This is a genomic window from Edwardsiella sp. A.80236 (assembly GCF_044540725.1).
In the GTDB taxonomy this organism is placed as follows: Bacteria; Pseudomonadota; Gammaproteobacteria; order Enterobacterales; family Enterobacteriaceae; genus Edwardsiella; species Edwardsiella tarda.
The window spans coordinates 17,834-39,930 of sequence record NZ_JBIUCY010000023.1 but is presented as its reverse complement, the minus strand read 5'-3'; the positions used below and the strand labels follow the sequence as shown (position 1 = coordinate 39,930).

Annotated in this window: 16 protein-coding genes and 2 pseudogenes; 12 read left to right on the top strand and 6 right to left on the bottom strand. The window is 59.3% G+C overall.

The features are described from left to right. The first annotated feature begins 561 nt into the window (after positions 1–561). The 3 genes from ACEQFP_RS15780 (at position 562) to ACEQFP_RS15770 (ending at position 6,299) form a co-directional block, all read left to right on the top strand. Positions 562–5,127 carry a CHASE domain-containing protein gene (locus ACEQFP_RS15780; RefSeq protein ID WP_370555241.1) on the top strand — a complete coding sequence of 1,522 codons (4,566 nt, stop codon included), beginning with the start codon at positions 562–564 and terminating at the stop codon, positions 5,125–5,127. Beyond that, complete coding sequence (locus ACEQFP_RS15775; RefSeq protein WP_005294150.1) at positions 5,111–6,058, top strand: diguanylate cyclase domain-containing protein; 948 nt, start codon at positions 5,111–5,113, stop codon at positions 6,056–6,058. Before ACEQFP_RS15780 ends, ACEQFP_RS15775 begins: the two co-directional genes overlap by 17 nt. A 103-nt stretch (positions 6,059–6,161) precedes the next feature. Next, positions 6,162–6,299: a hypothetical protein gene (locus tag ACEQFP_RS15770; protein WP_005286630.1), complete on the top strand. Its 138-nt coding sequence runs from the start codon at positions 6,162–6,164 to the stop codon at positions 6,297–6,299. A 69-nt stretch (positions 6,300–6,368) separates the two neighbouring features. Here the strand turns inward: ACEQFP_RS15770 and ACEQFP_RS15765 are convergent, their stop codons facing one another. Beyond that, a complete protein-coding gene (locus ACEQFP_RS15765; RefSeq protein WP_005294148.1) occupies positions 6,369–6,923 on the bottom strand; it encodes a beta/gamma crystallin-related protein in 555 nt (184 codons plus the stop codon). A gap of 151 nt (positions 6,924–7,074) precedes the next feature. Beyond that, the gene (locus ACEQFP_RS15760; protein ID WP_370547430.1) at positions 7,075–8,427 is read right to left on the bottom strand and encodes an alpha-glucosidase/alpha-galactosidase; all 1,353 of its coding nucleotides are present in this window, start codon (positions 8,425–8,427) and stop codon (positions 7,075–7,077) included. A gap of 250 nt (positions 8,428–8,677) precedes the next feature. Here ACEQFP_RS15760 and melR point away from each other — a divergent pair, with 250 nt between their 5' ends. From melR to ACEQFP_RS15745, 3 genes are all read left to right on the top strand, one after another. After that, positions 8,678–9,607 (top strand): transcriptional regulator MelR, encoded by a 930-nt coding sequence (gene melR, locus ACEQFP_RS15755; protein WP_370547429.1) that lies wholly within the window; start codon positions 8,678–8,680, stop codon positions 9,605–9,607. Between the two features lie 252 nt (positions 9,608–9,859). Then, entirely contained in the window at positions 9,860–11,230 is a 1,371-nt protein-coding gene (locus tag ACEQFP_RS15750; RefSeq protein ID WP_370547428.1) for a surface lipoprotein assembly modifier, read from the top strand. A gap of 14 nt (positions 11,231–11,244) precedes the next feature. After that, the gene (locus ACEQFP_RS15745) at positions 11,245–12,420 is read left to right on the top strand and encodes a hypothetical protein (protein WP_370547427.1); all 1,176 of its coding nucleotides are present in this window, start codon (positions 11,245–11,247) and stop codon (positions 12,418–12,420) included. Between the two features lie 297 nt (positions 12,421–12,717). Here the strand turns inward: ACEQFP_RS15745 and ACEQFP_RS15740 are convergent, their stop codons facing one another. Next, positions 12,718–13,803 carry a nickel/cobalt efflux protein RcnA gene (locus tag ACEQFP_RS15740; protein ID WP_005286655.1) on the bottom strand — a complete coding sequence of 362 codons (1,086 nt, stop codon included), beginning with the start codon at positions 13,801–13,803 and terminating at the stop codon, positions 12,718–12,720. Positions 13,804–13,923: 120 nt separating this feature from the next. Here ACEQFP_RS15740 and rcnR point away from each other — a divergent pair, with 120 nt between their 5' ends. Then, positions 13,924–14,196 (top strand): Ni(II)/Co(II)-binding transcriptional repressor RcnR, encoded by a 273-nt coding sequence (rcnR, locus tag ACEQFP_RS15735; RefSeq protein ID WP_005286660.1) that lies wholly within the window; start codon positions 13,924–13,926, stop codon positions 14,194–14,196. Positions 14,197–14,307: 111 nt separating this feature from the next. Here rcnR and ACEQFP_RS15730 read toward each other — a convergent pair whose 3' ends face one another. Beyond that, on the bottom strand, positions 14,308–14,691 hold the full coding sequence (locus ACEQFP_RS15730; RefSeq protein WP_370547426.1) for a DUF305 domain-containing protein: 384 nt from the start codon (positions 14,689–14,691) through the stop codon (positions 14,308–14,310). A 210-nt stretch (positions 14,692–14,901) separates the two neighbouring features. On the opposite strand from ACEQFP_RS15730, the pseudogene ACEQFP_RS15725 reads away from it, so the two are divergent. From ACEQFP_RS15725 to ACEQFP_RS15705, 5 genes and pseudogenes are all read left to right on the top strand, one after another. Then, positions 14,902–15,861, top strand: a pseudogene (locus ACEQFP_RS15725) (PLP-dependent cysteine synthase family protein); the annotation flags it as partial. A 23-nt stretch (positions 15,862–15,884) separates the two neighbouring features. Next, the gene (locus ACEQFP_RS15720; protein ID WP_047059755.1) at positions 15,885–17,027 is read left to right on the top strand and encodes a PLP-dependent aspartate aminotransferase family protein; all 1,143 of its coding nucleotides are present in this window, start codon (positions 15,885–15,887) and stop codon (positions 17,025–17,027) included. Between the two features lie 166 nt (positions 17,028–17,193). Beyond that, a complete protein-coding gene (locus ACEQFP_RS15715; RefSeq protein ID WP_370547425.1) occupies positions 17,194–18,246 on the top strand; it encodes an ABC transporter substrate-binding protein in 1,053 nt (350 codons plus the stop codon). Continuing rightward, the gene (locus tag ACEQFP_RS15710; protein WP_035598053.1) at positions 18,236–19,255 is read left to right on the top strand and encodes an iron ABC transporter permease; all 1,020 of its coding nucleotides are present in this window, start codon (positions 18,236–18,238) and stop codon (positions 19,253–19,255) included. Before ACEQFP_RS15715 ends, ACEQFP_RS15710 begins: the two co-directional genes overlap by 11 nt. Continuing rightward, positions 19,240–20,043, top strand: a complete 804-nt coding sequence (locus ACEQFP_RS15705; RefSeq protein WP_005286687.1) for an ABC transporter ATP-binding protein — start codon at positions 19,240–19,242, stop codon at positions 20,041–20,043. The genes ACEQFP_RS15710 and ACEQFP_RS15705 overlap by 16 nt, the downstream gene beginning before the upstream one ends. Here ACEQFP_RS15705 and ACEQFP_RS15700 read toward each other — a convergent pair. Further along, positions 19,976–20,713 (bottom strand): annotated as a pseudogene (locus ACEQFP_RS15700) (substrate-binding domain-containing protein); the annotation flags it as partial. The gene ACEQFP_RS15705 and the pseudogene ACEQFP_RS15700 overlap by 68 nt on opposite strands. Before the next feature lie 150 nt (positions 20,714–20,863). Further along, complete coding sequence (gene opgC, locus ACEQFP_RS15695) at positions 20,864–22,087, bottom strand: OpgC domain-containing protein (RefSeq protein ID WP_144413604.1); 1,224 nt, start codon at positions 22,085–22,087, stop codon at positions 20,864–20,866. Positions 22,088–22,097: the final 10 nt, after the last annotated feature.

Here is a 22,097-nt window from a genome sequence, read left to right as displayed (position 1 = left end):
TGGGCAGTTGGGCAGTTGGGCAGTTGGGCAGTTGGGCAGTTGGGCAGTTGGGCAGTTGGGCAGTTGGGCAGTTGGGCAGGCAAGGCAAGGCAAGGCAAGGTGTAAACGGGCACGCAGCCAACAAACCGGCCGCGTGCGTGCCGCTATGCTCAGTAGTAAGTCTGAGCCGTCAATTTCAACAAAACAGAGTTCAAGTCATGCATAAAGGATTTAACGTTTTTCATCATAAACTCCATAAAAGTGTGAGCTACATCTCTATTTCGTGAGTGATATTAGCGCATCTCTGGCGTTAATCAACACCCAATCCAAACTTTTTTTTAATTGTTCAAAAATAGTTTGAACACTAATCCTCGCGCAAGCCGCGCCGCTCCTGGGCTCAGGATGTTTCACAGCAAGATTAAATGTTGCGAAAAAACATGTGATGTAAGCACCTTTCCTGGTATTCGGATAACAAAAGCGCGCGCATCGAACTCACCAACGCGAGGCGGGATGGGTTTCACACGATGGGTAAAATTGGACTAGCCTTGGAGAAAGGTGAACGAGATTAGGATCGCATCGTCCATGACAGCCTATACCGCACAGGCAGTGAAGCCCCCCGCCTCGGCCTACCGTCTCTCCCTGGCGGTATTGGTCCTGGGTATCCTCTTATCCGCGCTCAGCGCACACTGGCTCTACAACCAGATCAAGGACAATACCGAAGCGGAGTTCACCCGTAACGTTGAACGTGTCGCAGGTGAGGTCACGCGCCGTTTCACACTGCCACTCTATGGATTAAACGCCGCCAAGGGGCTCTATGAAACCTATCATCAGATCAACGCAAATCAATTCAGCGACTATATTCGTGCGTTAGATCTCCCCCGGCAATATCCCGGAGTGCGTGGTATTGGCTTTATCCAACGCATCCCACGCGATGATTTACAACGTTTCACCCAGGCAACCCGTAACGACAACAGCCCCGGTTTTACGCCACACCAGCTACAACCCAATAATGTCGGAGACCTTTACCTGATTAAATATATTCAGCCTCTTTCACCTAACCAGGGTGCACAGGGGCTCGATGTGCGCTCCGAACCGGTGCGCTGGGCCGCACTACAGAAAGCCATCGACAGTGGCCAACCCTCGCTCACTGGCCCCATCCATCTGGTACAGGATAAACAGCGACAACCCGGCGCACTACTTTATCTACCGGTCTACACCATGGAGAGCGCGCTACTCCAAACGCCCGAACAGCGCCGCGCCGCGCTGCTCGGCATCATCTACTCACCGCTGGTGATCGCCGAACTACTGCATAACATTCCCGAATACACTTCCGGACGGGTAGACATAGAACTCTATGACAATACCCACGAGTTAAAACGCGACAACCTGATCTTCGACGCTGATAACAGTAAACTACTGGAGCCCGATACCGTCATTCCACACAGTCAGCAGGATGTCAGTGCGCGCGTATTTATCCGCACCATTCCGATCACGCTAGCCGGACGCGCCATGCTGCTACGCGTTAGCAGCACCTCACATTTCGAGGCCTCGATCAACCACTACTCGCCTTGGCTATTGTTCGCCTTCGGCGTCCTGTTGAGCGTGCTATTCACCTCCCTGTTACGCCAACAGATCCTTAGCCGTTACCGCGCCGAACGCCTCGCGCTCAATATGACCGCCGATCTGGAACGTCTGGCTCTGGTCGCCCGTAACACCTCTAACGCGGTGATCCTGACCGATCCTCAACGGCGTATCACCTGGGTCAATGACGGCTTCGAGCGTATCACCGGTTACCGCCACGACGATGTACTGGGTAAGTCGCCTGGCCAGTTGCTGCAATGCGAAAATACCCAGCCCGAAACGGTACTCGCCATTCGCCAGGCACTGAATGACGGCCTCCCCTTCAAGGGCGAATTGCTGAATCGCACCAAAACCGGCATCGACTACTGGATCGAGATGGAGATCCAGCCACGTTACGACGCCAATCATGCCCTGATCGGCTATATGGCGGTCGAATCGGATATCACCGAACGTAAGAATACTCAGCATCGCCTGGAAGCCGCCCTGCGCGACAACGATGCGCTCCTCACCACACTGAACGTTCACGGTATCATCGCCATCACCGATCGCCAGCGCCGGCTGATCGAGGTCAACGACGCCTACTGTCAGATCACCGGCTATCGGCGCGAGGAACTCCTGGGCAATTCTCCCTCGATCGTCAACTCCGGCATTCATCCACCGGCCTTCTGGCGCCAGCTGTGGGAGACCTTACGCCAAGAGGAGGCCTGGCGCGGCGAGATCTGCAATCGTACCCTGGACGGGCGCCTGTATTGGGTCGACACCACCATCGCCCCCTTCAAGGATGCCGAGGGGCGGATCGAGAAATATATCGCCATTCAGTTCGACATCACCCAGGCGAAGACCCTGCAGATCAACCTGAGCATCGCGCGTAACCAACTGCAACGCGCGACCGAGGTGGCCGAACTTGGGGTCTGGAGCTGGAGCATGGCCGACGGCACCCTCACCTTTGACGATACCATGAACGCGATCTACGCCATCCCACCGGCGATGCAAGACCCCCACCGGCTGTATGGTTACTGGCACACGCTGATCCACCCCGACGACGTCGCCGAGGTCGATCGCACCCTACAAGCCACCCTGCGAGCCGGCCAGGGGCAGGTATGTCGTCAAGTATTCCGTATTCACGTCAACGGCCAGGAGCGCATCATCGAATCCGCCGCCGTCGTCGAATACCAAGGCGTCGGCGATACCCTGATGCTCGTCGGTATCAACCGCGACATCACCCGTCAGCGTCAGGCCGAAGCCACACTACAAGCCGCCAAACTGGCGGCCGAAAATGCCAACCAAGCCAAGTCGGCCTTCCTGGCAAACATGAGCCACGAGCTGCGCACCCCCCTCAATGCGATCCTGGGCATGCTGGCCCTGCTGCTCAAGTCTGGCCTGACTCACCGCCAGGCGGACTACGCTACCAAGAGTGAGGCGGCGGCCCAGGCGCTATTACGCCTGCTCAACGACATCCTGGACTACTCCAAGATCGAAGCCGGCAAGATGGAGCTGGAGGCCGAGCCCTTTAATCTCTGCGCCCTGCTGCAAGATCTCGCCGTCATCCTCGCCAGCAACTCGCACAAGAAACCGGTCGAAGTACTGTTTGACATCGATCCGCGTCTTCCCCGCTGGCTGATCGGCGACAGCCTGCGCCTGCAACAGGTGCTGATCAATCTCGGCGGCAACGCCCTCAAGTTTACCGAGCAGGGCGAAGTGGTACTCTTCATCCATCTGATCGAACAGGATGCGCAAAACGCCACGCTACACTTCGGGGTCCGCGACACCGGTATCGGCATCGCGCCGGAGAAACAGCGCCTGATCTTTAGTGGTTTCTCACAGGCCGAGGCCTCCATCACCCGCCGCTTCGGCGGTACCGGTCTGGGGCTCTCCATCAGCCAACGCTTTGTCGCCATGATGGGGAGTACCCTAGAACTCGAGAGCGAGCCGGGTAAAGGTAGCCTGTTTCACTTCACCCTGACGCTGCCGCTGGCGGCAGAGCAACATAGCGACGACGAGCAACGACGTCAGGCTTTGTTAGGGCTGCATGTGCTGATGGTGGACGACAATCCCACCGCACGTAGCCTGCTGCAACAGATGGCACTGACTCTAGGTTGGCGAGTCGACTGTGCGGCAGAGGGGGAACAGGCGCTGACACTGATTGCCCAGCAACAACAGGCGGGCGATCCCTATGATGTGTTATTCATCGACTGGCTCATGCCAGGACTCGATGGCTGGCAAACCATCCAGCGACTACGCAGCCGCCTGCATGAAAAACAGTTGCCGCTCTTGGTGATGGTCACCGCCAACGACCGCGAATGCCTGCTGCAACGCAGTAGCGAGGAGCAAGGCATTCTCGACGGTTTCCTGCTGAAACCCGTCACCCCCTTGATGCTGCTGGATAGCGTCGCCGGTGCATTGCGCGAACGACAAAACCTGACGCAGATCGCACCTCCCGCCCCCGTGCCGCACAGCGGCAAACCGTTGAACGGCGTCCGCATCCTGGTGGTTGAGGACAACCAGAATAACCAACAGATCGCCCGCGAGTTACTGGAGGATGAGGGCGCCATCGTGACCCTCGCCGCCCACGGGCAGGAGGCCATCGATCGCCTGAAGGCCACACCGCAAGGTTTCGATCTGGTGTTGATGGATCTCCAGATGCCGGTGATGGATGGTATCAACGCGACCCAATATATTCGTAGCCATCTCGCGCTCCACACCTTACCGATCATCGCCATGACGGCCAACGCCATGGTCTCCGATCGCCAAGCCTGTCTCGCGGCCGGCATGAACGACCATATCGGCAAGCCCTTTAATCTGCGTGAGCTGATCCAGACCATTCAGAAACATCTGCTCACCCCACCGCTCACGGCGCCACAGGCGATAGCACCGAGCATGCCAGCGCCACTACCCGCGACACTGGAGCAGCTCGCCTGCCAGCATGGCATTGCCCTACGTGGCGCGTTAGCACGCTTAGAGGGGGATTTGGCGCTCTACCACCATCTATTAAGCCTGTTCCTGGATGAGTTACGTGACTTCCCGGCACAGCTGGAGCGCCACATGGCCGACGCCGATCTCGCGGCCGCCACCCGCGCGCTGCATTCGCTGAAGGGGTTGGCGGCCCAACTCGGCCACGACGCACTCTTTACCCGGGCGCGTGACGGCGAATCCCGTCTGCGACAGATCGAAGATGGCAACATCACGCCAGCCATCCGAGAGTGCGTCGCCGACATCACGGCGTTCTGCCGCCAACTGGAGCCCCAACTACGCACCTTTAGCCAACAGCTCGCCGCCGAGTTGCGTCACGAGGAGCCTACCGCCATGCCAAGCACGTCGCCGCTGCCGCTGGACCAACAACTGCAACGACTGCTCACCCTGCTGGAAAATAGCGACATGGCGGCGCTAGAGCAGATGCGTCAACTGACCACCCATCCAGAGGGCCATACACTGGGCGATACATTAACGGCTCTCGAAACCGCCATCAGTCGCCTCGACTTTAGCCGGGCCCAAGGCCTATGCCGCGACTACTTGGCCCACACACATCGCGCCCAACAGGAGCATGACGGCTATGCAGACCCCCTATAGCGCCTTTAACTTGCCGGGACGCGAACGCCCACGGCTGTTAATCGTCGATGACGAACCGCTCAACATCCAGCTGCTTTACCAGCTGTTCGCCGATGATCACACCGTCTTTATGGCCACTAACGGCCAGCAGGCGCTCAATATCTGTATGAATCAGCATCCCGATCTGGTGTTATTGGATATTGAGATGCCTGACATGAATGGATTGGAGGTCTGCCAACGCCTCAAGGCGGCACCGCAGACACAAGACATTCCGGTGATCTTCATCACCGCCCATATCGACGAGAACAGCGAGACCGCGGGCCTACGCGCTGGCGCGGTCGACTTCATCAGCAAACCGATCAACCACAACATCGTACGCGCTCGGGTCAACACCCATATGCTCCTAAAGATGCAGTCGGATCTGCTGCGCCAACTGGCCTACCTGGATGGGTTAACCGGTGTCTATAACCGGCGTTACTTCGACACCCAATTCAGCCACGAATGGCATCACGTACAGCGCTACCAGACGCCGCTCAGCCTGATCCTATTCGATGTCGACCGCTTCAAAGACTATAACGATCGCTACGGCCACCTACGCGGCGACGATGCCTTACGTCAAGTCGCGGCCGCCTTACGCGGCGCGTTGACCCATCCCGGCGACCTGGTGGCGCGTTATGGCGGTGAGGAGTTCATCTGCCTGTTACCCGCCACGGCCCTGATCGATGCGCAGGCATGCGCGGAGCGAATACGTAATAGTGTTCAAGCACTCAGTATCGAGCATCCGGGCGGGAGCGTACCATTCCTCACCGTCAGCGCCGGCGTCTGCTGCGCGACCCTGACCGGTGACGCCCAGGCGGCCGACTTTCTCCAGCAGACGGATAGCCTGCTGTATCAGGCGAAGGCCCAAGGGCGTAATCGCTGCTGCGCGGCGCCATTCCACGCGCAAGATTAATCGGAGGATTCATTTGGCCCCTCCCGCTATGCTACAGTGAGGATCATGTGAGAGGAGGAGCGGCAGGGGCCGCACCGCTAAACGAGTACGCGTGGAGCGCACGATGAAGAAGGTAAGTACACTGCTGATTGTGATGGGGTTGTCTGGCGGTGTCTGCCTCTTGGGCAGCCTGCTCTTCCTCGCCGCCATCTATCTGGATAAAGCCAGCGTCATGTCGCTGCTGGGGTTGGCTCCCCGCTAGCGCCCTGTCGCCTCAGTCATCGCGCTAGTCATGAGGCCAGGCGGCGCGACCGCCGCCATACGGTTTGACTCAACGGCTCAGAATGCGAATCGATTGGACCCGATCGTTAAAGTCGGTTGCCTCCTGCGCCCCACCATGACGGGTATAGTAGCCGCCGCTATAGTTACGCCCCTCATAGAAACGCACCGTCCATCCTCGTGGCACCGAGAAGGAGGAGATGCGATCGGCGAAGCCATAGTTCGACAAATCGGGAATATCTCGATCGATGATCAATGAGGCGCCACGCTGCCGCGCGTCCTCATACACCACCAATTGCGCCGATCCCTCACCCGCCGAGCCGTCCAAGGTGGTGGTGGTGCAGACCGCCTCCTTGGTACGGCAGAACAGGCTGCCCTCACCCTGGCCCCGTTCGCAACGCTGCCCCACTTTATAACGGGCGATCTGTTCGCTACGCCCGGCATCGGCGTAGACGTTGTTAAACGGCGTCAAGGTGCAGACGTAGATCTGCCCGCCGCCGCTCTCGCCCCGATACCCCGAGAAATTATCGACATGATTGATCACGATGGAGGCATCGGCGCACCCCCCCAATGCCAACAACGATGCCACACATAACCCTTTCAACATAGCTGCCATACCCTATCCGCTAACACCTGTTATTATCTGTCCTCCGCCGCACAACGCGCCGCAGGCAGGGCCATAGTAGCCGATAATGTTAGGTCAGCCATTGCGGCATCGTCTGATTTTATGCCCCCCGGCGTGCAAAGGCGGCAACGCATCAGGCGCGCAACCAGGCAGGCAACCAATCGCCATGCACGGCGATCAGATCATCCATCAGGGCATAGATCTCATCGAGACTCAGCACCGCCGCCGTATGCGGGTCGAGCAGAGCAGCATGATATACCCGCTCGCGATCCTCCGTCAGCACCGCCTCGGTCAGCAGCGTCTGCACGTTGATATTGGTCTGCATCAGCGCCGCCAGATGCGACGGCAAGGCGCCAATCTGTGTCGGCTGGATCCCGTTGGCGTCCACCAGGCAAGGCACCTCGACACAACAGCCGGCCGGCAGGTTATCGATCAGGCCATCGTTGCGCACATTACCGTAAATCACGCTTGGCTCCCCGGTCCAGATGGCATTCATAATGCTACTGGCATATTCGCGGGAGGGACGCACCTCAATACGCTCCGCCGCCTGATAGGCCGCCAACTCACGTTGCCAATTCTCCCGTTGCTCCACACAACGGCGCGGGTACTCATCCAATGGGATCTGGTAGTGTGCGATCAGATCCTCACGTCCCGGCTTGATAAACCACGGAGTATATTCGGCGAAATGCTCCGATGACTCGGTGACGAAGTAACCGAGCTTCTGCAACAACTCATACCGTACGATGTTCGGGCAGCGCAGATTGCCATGAATATTTGGCTTGGGCGCCTGCCCCTGACGGTAGGCCTGCAACAGACGGGGATAGAGATCGTGATAATGACCATCCGCCCCCTTCTGCTCCAGCGAGAGGAAGAACGCCATATGGTTGATGCCGGCGCAACGATAACGCAGCGTCGCCGGATCGATATCCAGATCACGCGCCAACTCCTGCGCTGTGCCCTGTACCGAATGACACAGGCCGACCTGCTTGATCTGCGGATAACGCGCATACATCGCCCAAGTGTTCATCGCCATCGGGTTGACGTAATTTAACATCGTCGCCTGCGGGCAGACTTCGCTCATCACCTCGCAGATCTGCCACAGATGGGGGATGGTGCGCAGCGCCCGCATGATCCCGGCGGGCCCGAGGGTGTCGCCGATGGTTTGTCGCAATCCATGGCGGTTACAGACCTCGAAGTCGGTCACCGTGCACGGGGTGTAGCCCCCGATCTGGAAGGCCACCACCACGAAATCGGCGTCACACAACGCCGGACGTAACTCGCTATAGCAATGGATGCGCCCACCGGCGGCGCTGGAGTCCATCAACTTACGCACCACGATCTGCGACTCCGCCAGGCGTTGCGCATCGATATCCATCAAGGCGATCTCGGCCCCCCGTAAGGCCGGGCGCTGAAACACATCGCCAAGGATATTCTTGACGAAAATAGTAGAACCGGCGCCGATAAAGGCGATCTTGGCTGTAGACATCTCTGTTCTCCGCTCAGGCTATCAATGGCATTATCGTGCCAGTCACAGAGGACAACAGGCGTCCGCATTCCGCTAAGGAAACTCCCGTTTTGTTAGATTAAGTACTATAAGTCATTAAATCTGAGTTTTTGGGAATCATCATCGGATAACATAGAGGCCGGGCACGCGCGGATAGGCGTAAGGTAGCCAATAGCACACGCCGGGAAAGGCGCGCCACCCACCGCCGACCGTCAGATTCAGGGAGAGAGCCATGCCGGATACATCACACCGCGCACCGATGTGCAATAGTACCGATCCGCAGCCGCACAGCCCGTTGATGCTCTATTCGGAAGCCCAGCGTCTCGAGGTGACCCTCTGTACACCACAGGTCATGGCGAGCAATCATTGGCATGGCCAGTTAGAGATCAATCTCCCCTTCGATGGTGACCTCCACTACCGCATCGACGATCGTCAACTCACCATTCCGCAGGGTCATATGGCCCTATTCTGGGCCTGTACCCCCCACCGCCTGGTCGATCCCGGTCGGTGCCGCCAGATGGCGCTGTTCAGCCTGCCGATGCATCTCTTCCTCTCCTGGCCGCTGGATCGCCAACTGATCAACCACGCCACGCATGGTCGCGTCGTGATATCGCAACAGGCGTTACCCCTGACGTCCCAGGAAGTACAACGCTGGCAGCAGGATCTGGCCAGCGCCAGCCCGGCCATGCATCAATTGGCCAGCGAGGAAATCTACTTAATGTTAAAACGCTTTAGCCTCTCCGGCTGGCATTCACAGCAGGCCGAGCAGGCGGCACATGCGCGTGGCGGCGAGCAGGCGTTATCGCGTCATGCCCTATTTTACGTCAGCCAGATGCTGAGCTACATCGCCGGTCACTACGATCGGGCGCTGACGATCGACCAGGTGGCACAGCATGTCCGTCTCAACCCTCACTATGCGATGACACTGTTTCAGCGGGTGATGAAGATGACGCTGAAGCAATACATCACGTCGATGCGCATCAACCATGTGCGCGTACTACTGAGCGATACCGACCGCACGATCCTCGACATCGCCCTAACCGCCGGCTTCCACTCCAGCAGTCGCTTCTACAGCACCTTCAGTAAGTATGTCGGTATGTCGCCACAGCAGTACCGTCGACTGGCGCGCACGGGCGCGACGCAGTGCTTGTCAGTAGATTAATTTATCACCACACTGCCATTTATTAGCAATAAACACTAAATTTAAATTTTTTAATAGCTATAAAACCTATCAAAACAACATTATCAGGCTCAAGTCGCTAGCCGAACACATTCATCACACATAATCAACCAAACTGGCTGATACTCCCGTGTGGTTTAACATTGGTTTAGTTTCAAAATGAATACGTATGTAATAATTTATTACCAACGAAAGCATCGCTTTTACAAGCGTGTATTATAAGCTATTCATTAGATGCTGATTAAAATAGAAGCGCAACTTTTACAGATAGGCTCCGCTATTCTGTTAAGCGTATTAACGATGAGCGCAGCGGATGCCGCCAGCGCACCTCAAGCGGTAAAAAATACCTTTGTCATTTCTCAAGAAGCCTTAAAAACACAGCCACATATTATTTTCCAAGGCATGATCCAGGCGGTGATAAAATCAGATGCCGCCGCCGTCAAGATCTTGCTGCCACTTTATCAGGCGCAGCCAGGATACGACGCGAATCTAGCCGCATGGGGTAAGGCTATTTTAGCCAAAGAGGAGGGTAATTATCGCGACGCCATCCGTTATTACCGCCGCGTCATCGCCAAGGAACCACAGCTAAACATTGCCCGCCTGCAGTTGGCTATCGCGCTGTTTCAGAATAAAGACCGCGCCTCTGCGCTACTGCAATTCAATAAGCTGCGGGCTAATAGCAACGGCGAAGTGATTAATGAGATAGTGGATAGCTATATCAGGGCAATACAGCAGAAAGACAGCTGGTCGTTCAACCTAGGTGTTAACTATATTAATGAGAGTAACATTAATAATGCGCCAGGCACTAACGTAAAAATTGGCCCATGGCGGGCGGAAAAACGGCAAAGCGGACAGGGCTTTTCTTACTATCTTAGCGCTAGTAAGACCTGGTCATTGCCGGAGGGGTTGTTCAGCGAGATCCGCACGCTGGCCTATGGGAAGTACTTCACTAACAATCATCGCTACGATCAGGCAACGGCCCGTCTGAGCGCCGGTCTAGGCCTACGCGATCTTAACGCCTCCCTGTTGCTATTGCCCTTTATAGAGCGCGAATGGGCATCGGATAATCAGGCGCCCTCCCTTTCTAGCGAGGGAACATCGCCGGGGCTGCGCATTGAGACAGAATACCGTCTGAGTCCTCGCTGGAAAATAGACGTTGACGCTGAGAAAAGTCACACCACAAATAAACGGCGCACACAGCGCGACAGCAAAAACCATCTACTGTCAACGACGCTCTATTATTCCTCGAGCCCCGAGCAATTTTGGTTTTGGGGCAGTGACTACCAACGTGAAAACGTTGAGCGTAAGAGTTTAGCCTTTCAGAGGATAAAGTGGCGGGCAGGCTGGGGAAATGAGTGGACAGGCGGCATATCCAGCATCATGCAGATAAATTACGCCAACAAGTTTTACGATAGCGCAGACTTCTTCGGAATTCAGCAAAGAAATAAAGAGTACGGCGCCCTGATAACCCTCTGGCATCGTGACATTTATTACTTTGGCATCACGCCAAAAATCAATCTGTCATATTTTAAAAGTGACAGCAATCATCCATTTTACGAATACGATAAAAAAATGGCCTTCCTGACCTTTAGTAAGCTTTTCTAACGCTAGGGATAACTATGAAACCACGCTATAACACACTCTTCTTACTCTTATCTTCTGCGCTATTGACCGCCTGCGGTGGCGGTGGCGGTGGCGGTGGCGGTGGCGATGCTGCGCAGACGCGGACCATCGCACCAGCACCGACGGCCCCCAAGGTTCTCCCCAGCATCGCTCAGCCCGTCCCGGCCGCGCCGACGGCACCCGAGGTTCGCCCCAGCGCCGCTCAGAACATCCCGGCCGCGCCGACGGCACCCAAGGTTCGCCCCAGCGCCGCTCAGAACATCCCGGCCGCGCCGACGGCACCCGAGGTTCGCCCCAGCGCCGCTCAGAACATCCCGGCCGCGCCGACGGCGCCCGAGGTTCACCCCAGCGCCGCTCAGCCCATCCCGGCTGCGCCGATGGCACCCGAGGTTCGCCCCAGCGCCGCTCAGCACATCCCGGCCGCGCCGACGGCATCCGAGGCTCCCTCTTCCGTCGCCTTCGGTGAACCAGAGGCGGTATATCACGCGCAGCTGCGGGAGATCGGCCCCCATGACGCCATCCATATATCCGGTTTTAACGCACTCAGCCCCGACAGCGAGTTCACCGTTAAGGTCGAGGGGACCGATATCGCCATCGAAGTCACTCCCCTCATCAAGCGCCATGAAAAGGATAGTCGCACCATTAACGGTCAGAGAGTCCTGACGCTGCGTGATGCCGATGGCAGGCTGGCGGGTTACTATGGCCATGTGCACACCTATACTCACCGCGAGACGGCGCAGAATGAAGATGATCAGGATCAGACAACCACCAGCCTGGTCTACGCGGTCAACGCCAGCGACAGACGCCGTCCTGAAACCCAGGCGGACTATGTGGGCACCCTGTTCTATAACCACTTCGATATCCCACGTGAGGCCGCCATCCGCCTACACTATCAAGATAATAAGATCACTGGCGCTCTCAAGGGCACGGGTCTAGCCAGCGATATCGACTACGTTATCCGGGACGATGGTGACAATACCGTTAGCGACGAGGGGACCTTCGGCGCCAGGCTGCACCGTGTCAATGCTCAGCGTAACGCGGTTAACGGCCACATCGTCGGCGGCTTCTATGGCAAAGAGGGCGAGGTCGCCGCTGGCGAGGTCAACTTTATCGATGACTACAGCGTAGAACGCGGCGGCGTCTTCGGCGCACAGCGGGTCAAACGCGACTGATCCGGTTTGGGCATGGCCATTCCGCCATGCCCCATCCCCGTCAGCCGCGCGAGCCCGCGTTAGGGGGCTCTCCGGACAGGACGGGCTCAATGCCCTACACTACCAGCACTCGGCGGGGCATCGCTCCCCGTCCAACGGACGCCGCATGGCGGTCATCATCACGGAGGCCGACAGCATGTCAATCGTCGCCAGATGACGGCATCGCAACCGGCGCAACCGCTGACGCGCCAGGCGGGGCGGCGCACGCCCGGTAAGCCACAAGGCACAAGGCACATCCACGGCTGGGAGAGCCGACGCTTAGCCCACCAATCCCCAATAGCCATGCAGACCCATGTAGATCCCCACCGCGCCGATCAACAGGCAGGAGGCGTAAGGCGCCTTCGCGGCCAGCCGATCAAAGCCTGGCCAACGCTTGCTCGCCTGGCGCACGCTAACGGCGGCGGCGACCCCAACCGTGACCAGGGTGATCGCCAACCCGAGGCTGAAGCAGAGCACCATCGTCGCCCCCAGGGCGATCGCCTTCAGCTGGATACAGATCAACAGGATGGTGATCGCCGCCGGACAGGGGATCAACCCCCCGGTCAGGCCGAACAGGACGATCTGCCCATTACTCACCGAGCGCTTACCGACGAAGCGCCGCTGGATCTCCTCGGCATGCGCCTTGGCGTGCGCATCCTGGTACTCCGCGTCGTCATGCCCATGATGATGGTCATCCGGCTCATGGAAGGCACAGTTCAGACGCTGCGGCGCCTCGCGAGGCCCGAGCAACAAACGCACCGTGAAGCTATGCGGCTCCGGGATCGCCTCGACGGATTGGTAGTCGTCGGCACAGGAGCGGAAGCGATACTGTTCCACCTCCCCGCTCTCACGCGTCAGCTGCAACGTCACCTCGTCGGTTGGGGGTAGACGTCCCGCCTCGGCGCGGAGCTGGAAGTAAGCCCCTTGCGCCTCATCGTGAATGGCGAGACGTAAACGCCCTGTCTCGCCATCGAGGTAGCAGCATTCATCATGATGGTGATGATGGTGGTGTGCGAGCCAACCGCGCTCACCGCGCCAGGTGCGTAAAAACATCCAGCACGCCGTCGCCAGGATCACCAGCGCAGAAATCAGCTGTAGCCAGGGCTCGACCGACTGCGCGGTGAAGCGTTGACTGAGGAAGATTCCGCCCAAGGCGATCAGCCACACCACGGCGGTATGGGAAACCGTCGCGGCCAGTCCCAACATCACCGCCTGACGTACCGTGCCTTTAATCGCGATGATAAAGGCCGCCATCATCGTCTTAGAATGGCCTGGCTCCAGGCCGTGGAGGATCCCCAGCAAGATGGCGCTGGGAATAAACCACCAGGCATTTCCTTGCTGTAACAGAGCGGTAAAGGTGTCCATGATAATGATTCTTACTAATGAAATGTGGCCGGCATTCTACTCCCCCCCAGTATAGAATACTACCCCCCAGTATGTAGGGGTGTTATAGTCCTCCCACGCTACGGTTATGGGAGGGCGCCGATGTCACATACTACCCGGGATAAAAAGAGCCTGCAGACGCGCGTCAACAAGATCCAAGGGCAACTTAATGGGTTGAAAAACATGCTGGATCAGCCACACGAATGTGCGGCGGTATTGCAGCAGATCGCCGCGATCCGTGGGGCGGTCAATGGCTTGATGCGGGAGGTGATCAAGGGACATCTCAGCGAACATATCGTGCATCAATGCGATGAAGAGAAGCGGGAGCAGGATCTGACCGTGGTACTCAAGGTGCTGGATTCATATATTAAATGATCCATCGCCGGCCTGAGCGCCAGCGAATGGCGTGACGCGCCCGTTTAGGCGACGCGGCGTATCCGCAGATACGCCGCCGAAACTGAGTGTGCATGTGAGCCCTACGGCACATCAATGCATGCTGTGCGCTGCCTCGCTACTCTTCGCACCCTTATCGGGGTGCGCGGCCAACCAGGCCTTCATCTCTTTAATCTCTTTATCTTGTGCCGCGATGATGTCTTTGGCCAGTTTACGCATCTGTGGATCGGTGCCATATTTCAGCTCAACTTTCGCCATCTCGACGGCGCCGACATGGTGAGGGAGCATCCCGGCGGCAAAGGCCACATCGGGATCGTTACTCATCATTCCCTTCATCATCTCTTCATGCATTCCGCTCATCGCGGTATTCAGTTCATGATGCATCGCCTTCGCTTGATCGGCCGGCAGTTCGGCGGCGAACGCCGACGTCGTGGAAGCGGCCAGTAACAGTGCGCCAACTACGGTGAATTTCTTCATACCCGACTCCTATTGAGAGAGAATTCTCTTACTGATAACGATTTGTTGCATACTTGTTCCAGTTAACTCTACAGCTTCCCCTAAGGGGAGGGTCAAGCGCCGCTCCTCCTCACCATATTCTTTTTTAGTCTATCAGTTTACTTTTTATTCTTTTGTGCGCGAGTGAGGCGGGACTACCATCCGGCTATTCCTCACTGCCGGACTTCGACGATGATCACCGACTCCATACTAGACCTCATCGGCAACACACCACTGCTGCGCCTGCAACGCCTGGAGAGTGGGCGCTGTGAGCTGTTGCTTAAGCTGGAAAACCAGAATCCCGGCGGCTCGATCAAGGACCGGGTCGCGCTCGCGATGATCAACGAGGCCGAACGGCGCGGTGAGCTACGGCCGGGGGGCACCCTCATCGAGGCCAGCGCCGGCAACACCGGCCTGGGCTTGGCCCTGGTTGCCTCGCTACGCGGCTACAAGCTGATCCTCGTCGTACCGGACAAGATGAGCCAAGAAAAGATCGCCCACCTACGCGCCTTACAGGTCGATGTCCGCCTGACTCGCTCGGACGTTGGCAAGGGACATCCCGACTATTATCAGGATTATGCTCGACGTCTGGCCGCCAGCCTCCCCGGCAGCCTCTATATCGATCAGTTCGCCAATCCGGCCAACCCGGCGGCCCATGCCCAGACCACCGCGGCCGAGCTGTGGCAACAGTGCGACGGCCAGATCGATGCCATCGTGGTCGGCGTCGGCTCCGGCGGCACCCTCAATGGCTTGCAGCAATTTTTCGCCCGCCATTCGCCACAGACCCGTTTCATCCTGGCCGATCCCTGCGGCTCGATCCTGGCGGATGCGGTGCAGTTTGGCCGGCACGCGCAGGCCGGCAGCTGGCTGGTCGAGGGGATCGGCGAAGACTTTGTGCCGCCGCTGATGACGCCCGCGGCCATCAGTCAGGTCTACCGTATCCCCGATCGTGAGGCAGTCGCCACCGCCCGCGCCCTGCTGACTCATGAGGGTGTCCTGGCCGGATCCTCCACCGGCACCCTACTGGCCGCGGCGCTACGCTACTGCCAAGCCCAAACGACGGCGCAGCGCGTCGTCACCTTTGCCTGCGACAGCGGCAACAAGTATCTCTCAAAGATGTTTAACGACCAGTGGCTTAGCCAACATCAACTGGCATGATAAGTGAAGGAGACGCCATGAACCGATTCGCCACCCAGAGCGTACACAGCGGCAGCCATGATGATGGTTTCGGCGCCGTGATGCCGCCGATCTATGCCACCTCGACCTTTGCCCAGCGCGCCCCGGGCGAACACCGAGGCTTCGAATATGCGCGCAGCGGCAACCCGACCCGCCAGGCGCTAGAGCGGGCGCTGGCCGAACTGGAGGGGGGACGCCAGGGCTACGCCTTTGCCTCCGGTTTGGCGGCGATCGCCACGGTGCTGGAGTTGCTGGACAGCGGCAGCCACATCATCGCCTTGGATGACGTCTACGGCGGCACCTGGCGCCTGCTCGAGGGGGTACGCCGACGCAGCGCCGGATTACAGATCAGCTGGGTTAGCCCCGACGATCTGCCGGGGATCGAGGCCGCGATTACCCCTCAGACACGGATGATCTGGGTCGAAACTCCGACCAATCCGCTGTTAAAGCTGGCCGATCTCCACGCCATCGCGACCCTGGCACGCCGCCATAGCTTGCTCAGCGTCGCCGATAACACCTTCGCCTCACCGGCGTTGCAACGCCCCTTGGCGGCGGGCTTTGACATCGTCGTCCACTCCGCCACCAAATACCTCAACGGCCATTCCGACGTGCTGGCGGGTGCGGCGGTGGTCGGCGACGATGAGACGTTAGCCGAACGTCTGGCCTACCTGCAGAATGCGCTCGGGGCCGTGCTCGACCCCTTCGGCAGTTTTCTGACACTGCGCGGTATCCGTACCCTGGCGCTGCGTATGGAGCGCCACAGCGCTAACGCCAGCCAGCTGGCGCCGTGGCTGGAGAGCCACCCGCGCATCGAGCGGGTCTACTATCCTGGGCTGGCAAGCCATCCACAGCATGCGTTGGCCCAACGCCAGATGACGCGCCCCGGTGGGATCATCAGTTGTTTGCTGCGCGACGACGAGACGCAGATCGTCGCACGTATCGCCCGACTGCGCCTGTTTACCCTGGCGGAGAGCCTGGGTGGGGTAGAAAGCCTGATCTGCCAACCCTTCAGCATGACGCACGCCTCGCTGCCGCTGGCGCAACGCCTGGCGCGTGGCATCGTACCGCAGCTGCTGCGCCTCTCCGTCGGCATCGAAGATGTCGCCGATCTGCAGGCCGATCTGGCCCAGGCGCTCGACTGAGCGCCTGTTCCTGCCCGCCATCGTCTAACTCGCCATGAGGTTGGCCCCGCCGTGGGCCGCTCTCTCCGCCCACAGCACTACAGATTTCGCTACCGTTGAGTCGTAACACGCTGTATATTCACATATACAACGATAATGCCATTACCCTTAGCGAGATGGAGATCCTATGGCGACGCTACGACGTCTGTTGCTACTATCCCTCTGTTTTCTGTTTCTTCCCATGGCGCAAGCCGAACGTAGCGTGACCGACCAGCTCGGCCGCCACGTCACCCTGCCCGACCACATTCAACGCATCGTCGTGCTCCAGCATCAGACCCTCAACCTGCTGGTACAGCTCGATGCCGCACCGCAGATCGTCGGCGTCCTCGCCAGCTGGCCGAAACAGCTGGGCCCCGGTTTTGCCCGTCTGATGCCCGGTATCGCACAGCTCCCGACGCCGGGGGATCTGACGCAGGTCAACATCGAGAGCCTGCTGGCGCTGCGTCCACAGGTGGTCTTCGTCGCCAACTATGCGCCGGCCGCTATGATCCAGCAGATCGAGCAAGCCGGGATCCCGGTGGTGGCGATCTCCTTACGCGCAGACGCCCAGGGCGAGCGGGATAAAATGAACCCGACCCTGCACGATGAGGAGCAAAGTTACAACCAGGGGCTGAAGCAGGGTATCCGCCTGATCGGCGAAGTCACGGGTCATCAGGCCCAGGCCGAGGCGTTGATCGATTACACCTTTCGCCAACGGGCGAAGTTTAATGCCGCCGTCGCCGACCTCCCCGAGGCACAACGTGTACGGGTGTACATCGCCAATCCGGATCTCTATACCTACGGCGCGGGGAAATACACCGGACTGATGCTGCGCCATGCCGGGGCCGTCAACGTCGCCGCCGCCAGCATCAAGGGGGCGCGTCAGGTGGCGCTGGAGCAAGTTCTGGCGTGGGATCCCCAGGTGATCCTGGTGCAGTCACGCTTCCCACAGGTGGTGCAGCAAATCTTGCACGATCCGCAGTGGCAGGCCATCGACGCGGTCAAACACCGGCGCGTCTGGCTGATGCCGGAGTATGCCAAGGCCTGGGGCTACCCGATGCCGGAGGCGCTGGCCGTCGGGGAGCTATGGATCGCCCACAAGCTCTACCCGCAACGTTACCGCCAAGTCGACGTCAACGCCGAGGCGCAGCGCTATTATCAGCGCTTCTACCGCACCGATTGGCGACCCGATGCCCAGTGAACGCCGCTACCGCGCCTGGCTCATCGCGTTGATGCTGCTGACCGGGCTGTTGCTCCTGGGCTCCCTGGGGATCGGGCGCTATCCGCTCACCCCTTCGCAGATCGTGGGCCTACTGAGCGCCAGCGGCGAGCCACATCCCATCGCCCAACAGATCGTCTGGTCGGTCAGGCTACCCCGCCTGGTGATGGCGCTGCTGGCCGGGGGCGCCCTCGGCTTATGCGGCGCCACGTTACAGGGCGTGTTTCATAATCCGCTGGTCGATCCGCACATCATTGGCGTCACCTCGGGTTCAGCCTTCGGCGGCGCCCTGGCGATCCTGCTGGGCATTACGCCGCTGGCGATGATGGCGTCGACCTTCGGCTTCGGCCTGCTGGCGTTGATGCTGATCTACGGCATCGCCGCGCTTCAGGGGCGAGAGAACACCCTGGTATTGATCCTCTCCGGCATCATCCTCAGCGGTTTTTTCGCCGCTCTGGTCAGCCTGATCCAATACCTGGCCGATAGCGACGAGATCTTGCCCAACATCATCTTCTGGCTACTGGGCAGCTTCGCCACCGCCAATTGGCACAAGGTGATGTTGCTCGCCCTGCCCGTCTGCGCCGCCGCGTTAGTGCTGTTCAAGCTACGCTGGCGCGTCAACCTGTTGGCCTTAGAGGAGAAGGATGCCCTGGCGCTGGGGGTGGCGGTGGTCCCACTACGGCGCGTCATTCTGACCTGCTGCGCCTTGTTGGTCGCGGCGCAGGTCGCCGTCAGCGGCAGTATCGCCTGGGTCGGCCTGGTTATCCCCCACCTGGCGCGCCTGCTGGTCGGGCCCGACCACCGCCATCTGCTCCCCTGTGCCTTTTGGTTGGGCGGCGGCTTCATGATCGTCGTGGACGATCTGGCGCGTACCCTGACCAGCGCGGAGTTACCCATCGGCATCCTCACCGCCCTGCTAGGCGCGCCACTGTTTACCCTGTTACTGATCCGTAACAGCCGCACCCGGAGCCACACATGCCACCATCCCTGAGCCTAACGGCACTCGAATTCGGTTACCAATACGCGCTGTTTCGTCCGCTGACCCTACAGTGTCACCCCGGTGAAATCTGGGCCCTGCTCGGCGCCAACGGGCGCGGCAAGAGTGCGCTACTCGCCACCCTAACCGGCCTGCTTCCCCCCTTGGCGGGGACGATGCACATCAGGCAGGGCAGTAGCCTGGTTCCACAGAGCTTCCGCCCCGCCTTCGCCTGGCGAGTCGCAGACATCGTCTTGATGGGACGCGCGCGCCATGTCGCCCTGCTCGCCCAACCAAGCGCCGACGATCGGCGCCGGGTGATGGCGGCGCTGACGCAACTCGGTATCGCCGATCTGGCCGATCACCCCTTCCCGGCGCTCTCCGGCGGCCAACAACAGCTGGTAATGATCGCCCGCGCGCTCGCCAGCGATGGCCAGAACATCTTATTAGACGAGCCTTGCTCCGCCCTGGATCTGGCCAATCAGCAGCGCGTATTGCAGCTCCTCGCCGATCTGGCACAACGCCAAGGGCGCACCATTCTATTCAGTAGTCACGACCCTCTGCATGTGCAGCAGATCGCCAGCCATGTGTTACTACTACTGCCCGCGGGAGAATGGCTGGCCGGCCCGAGTGAAACCATCTTGCAGGAGGCGCCGCTCCGGCGCGCCTACGGCATCACGGTGCGCAAGATCCATCTGGCCGAGTTCGACACGCCGCTGCTGGCCCCGCAGTTTGCGCTGCGGCGCACGGCGGCAGAAACCCCGCCTGCCGCAGGTACACCTGCCCCGCCTCGCTCAGCATAACGTGGCACAGGCGCTGGCTGGCGGCATCTGTCGCCAGTTGCGCCAACTGATAGTCGCACAGCACATTCCAGGGTTCGGGGAGAGTCAACACGCGTAGATCCGCGGCCTGCGCCAGCTGTTGGCCGTAGTGAGCATAGCCGATAAACAGATCGGTCAACCCCTGGCGGATCAACCAGGCGGCGGCACACTCGCCGGGGGGAATCGTCACGCCGCCACGGCCTCCGACCAAGGGGCGCGCCCGCCGCTTCAACGCCGTCCCCAAACCGGGATACCCCTGCTCCAGGCGTGTAAACAACTGCCAGGCATAGTCGCCACCGGGATCACAATGCGGCGTCGAGGTCGCCACACGCAGCGTCGGATCGCGCAGTAACGCTAACCAGTCGTCGCCTGGCCTACAGGCCGCGGCGCGGGCGCTTAGCATCAGCCGATTCGCGGCCAGGGGAAAGCGGGCTTGCGCCAGTCCGGCATCGATCAGCGCCTGAGCATTGTGGCGGTCGGCGGAGGCAAACAGGCTACAGGGCTCACCGGCCAGGATACGTTCGCGCAATAGCCCGGCCGGACCATAACGCAAGGCGACCCGGAGGCCAGTTTGGCGCGTAAACGCCGCGATTAACGGTGTCAACGCACTACGCAAACTACCGGCCGCCAATACGCGGATCATCGGCTCCATCGTTGTCCCTTCTTCATCATGCACGTCATGTCGCCATTCTACGCCGCTCGACGCGCGAGGCGAGGCAAAAACCCAGCGTCCGTGCGAGAGCGCACCCTCAATATGTGACAACGTCACGAAATAGAGATCCTACCCCGTCACGTCACGCTCTCAGTTCGGTACGATACGCCGCAGGATGCCGAAACGCGCCATCAGCCATAGCGTCATCAGCGCCGATGCGTGGATCAGGGTATTGCTCAGCCAGGCATGGTGCCACAGGCCAAAGGTGACCCACTGGCTGATCGCGAGCACTACATACAGGTGCAGGATAAAGACATAGAGCGAGTTCTGCCCCAGCAGGATAAAGAACCAGCCGCAGAGCCCGTTAATCGGACGCCACAGGTAATCGAGGATCAGATACAGGGTAAGCAGCAGACAGGCATCGTTGATCACCCGTAACAGCCCCAACTCATTTTTCCCCGCTAACACATTGTTGATGTAGTCGAAACGGTAGTCGGGAATGAGATGTAGGAAGAAACGTGCGGGAATAAAGGGGTTAGTATTGTTCTGCATCACGAACATCAACAGCAGGAAAATGGCGACCATCGCCCCCATCGTCCGCTTACCCGCCTCGCTCCTGGCCAGCGATTGCAATTCCTGTTTATACCAGCCACACATCATCCCCAAGATATAAATAAACTGCCAGGCCAGGAGTGGAAAGGCATACTCAAACTGGGCGCCGGTGAGGTTAACGGGGTGCAGCTGATAGGCAATGTAGATCTCCAGCGAGATGACGAACAAGGCTCCGGCGTGGCGGCGATGCAGCAACCAGACCACCAGCGGCGTCGCCAGCAACAGATAGAAATAGAGCCCGAGGATCTGGGTCTGTTGCGGCCCGATCTGAAGGAACAGGATCTGGTTAAACCATGCCTCACGCGCCTGGGCGGCGATGGGATACAAGGCATAGGGGATCTCGTCGTGCCGCTGGACGAAATGCGTCACCTCGAAAGTATTCAACCAGGGCAGTTGGCTCAACACCAGAATCGAGACGATGATGACCAGGTTGACCACGTACAGGGTGGCGGCGCGGCGCAGGAGCGAATAAGAGACCGTCACCATATCCTGATGCTGCAACTGACGCCGTTTGGTCTGGCCGAGGACAAAACCGGACAGAATGACGAAAATCTCGGCCCCGGTGGTGAAACCGAAACGCTCCGAGGTAAACAGGTTAAAACAGGAGATGATCTCCACATGGGTCACGATCATCAGCAACAGGGCGAGCCCCCGCATGAAGTCAATACGCCGATCGCGCGGGCCCTCTGCCACATAGCGCCAACGCTGTAGCCACCCTCCGCTCTCCTGCTCGCGTCCGCGCCACCCCGCTATCCGCATCATCCTACCGCCC

Coding starts and splice junctions, on each gene's coding strand:
- ACEQFP_RS15780 (WP_370555241.1), top strand. CDS start 562: ATGACAGCCTATACCGCACAGGCAGTGAAGCCCCCCGCCTCGGCCTAC.
- ACEQFP_RS15775 (WP_005294150.1), top strand. CDS start 5,111: ATGCAGACCCCCTATAGCGCCTTTAACTTGCCGGGACGCGAACGCCCA.
- ACEQFP_RS15770 (WP_005286630.1), top strand. CDS start 6,162: ATGAAGAAGGTAAGTACACTGCTGATTGTGATGGGGTTGTCTGGCGGT.
- ACEQFP_RS15765 (WP_005294148.1), bottom strand. CDS start 6,923: ATGTTGAAAGGGTTATGTGTGGCATCGTTGTTGGCATTGGGGGGGTGC.
- ACEQFP_RS15760 (WP_370547430.1), bottom strand. CDS start 8,427: ATGTCTACAGCCAAGATCGCCTTTATCGGCGCCGGTTCTACTATTTTC.
- melR (WP_370547429.1), top strand. CDS start 8,678: ATGCCGGATACATCACACCGCGCACCGATGTGCAATAGTACCGATCCG.
- ACEQFP_RS15750 (WP_370547428.1), top strand. CDS start 9,860: ATGCTGATTAAAATAGAAGCGCAACTTTTACAGATAGGCTCCGCTATT.
- ACEQFP_RS15745 (WP_370547427.1), top strand. CDS start 11,245: ATGAAACCACGCTATAACACACTCTTCTTACTCTTATCTTCTGCGCTA.
- ACEQFP_RS15740 (WP_005286655.1), bottom strand. CDS start 13,803: ATGGACACCTTTACCGCTCTGTTACAGCAAGGAAATGCCTGGTGGTTT.
- rcnR (WP_005286660.1), top strand. CDS start 13,924: ATGTCACATACTACCCGGGATAAAAAGAGCCTGCAGACGCGCGTCAAC.
- ACEQFP_RS15730 (WP_370547426.1), bottom strand. CDS start 14,691: ATGAAGAAATTCACCGTAGTTGGCGCACTGTTACTGGCCGCTTCCACG.
- ACEQFP_RS15720 (WP_047059755.1), top strand. CDS start 15,885: ATGAACCGATTCGCCACCCAGAGCGTACACAGCGGCAGCCATGATGAT.
- ACEQFP_RS15715 (WP_370547425.1), top strand. CDS start 17,194: ATGGCGACGCTACGACGTCTGTTGCTACTATCCCTCTGTTTTCTGTTT.
- ACEQFP_RS15710 (WP_035598053.1), top strand. CDS start 18,236: ATGCCCAGTGAACGCCGCTACCGCGCCTGGCTCATCGCGTTGATGCTG.
- ACEQFP_RS15705 (WP_005286687.1), top strand. CDS start 19,240: ATGCCACCATCCCTGAGCCTAACGGCACTCGAATTCGGTTACCAATAC.
- opgC (WP_144413604.1), bottom strand. CDS start 22,087: ATGATGCGGATAGCGGGGTGGCGCGGACGCGAGCAGGAGAGCGGAGGG.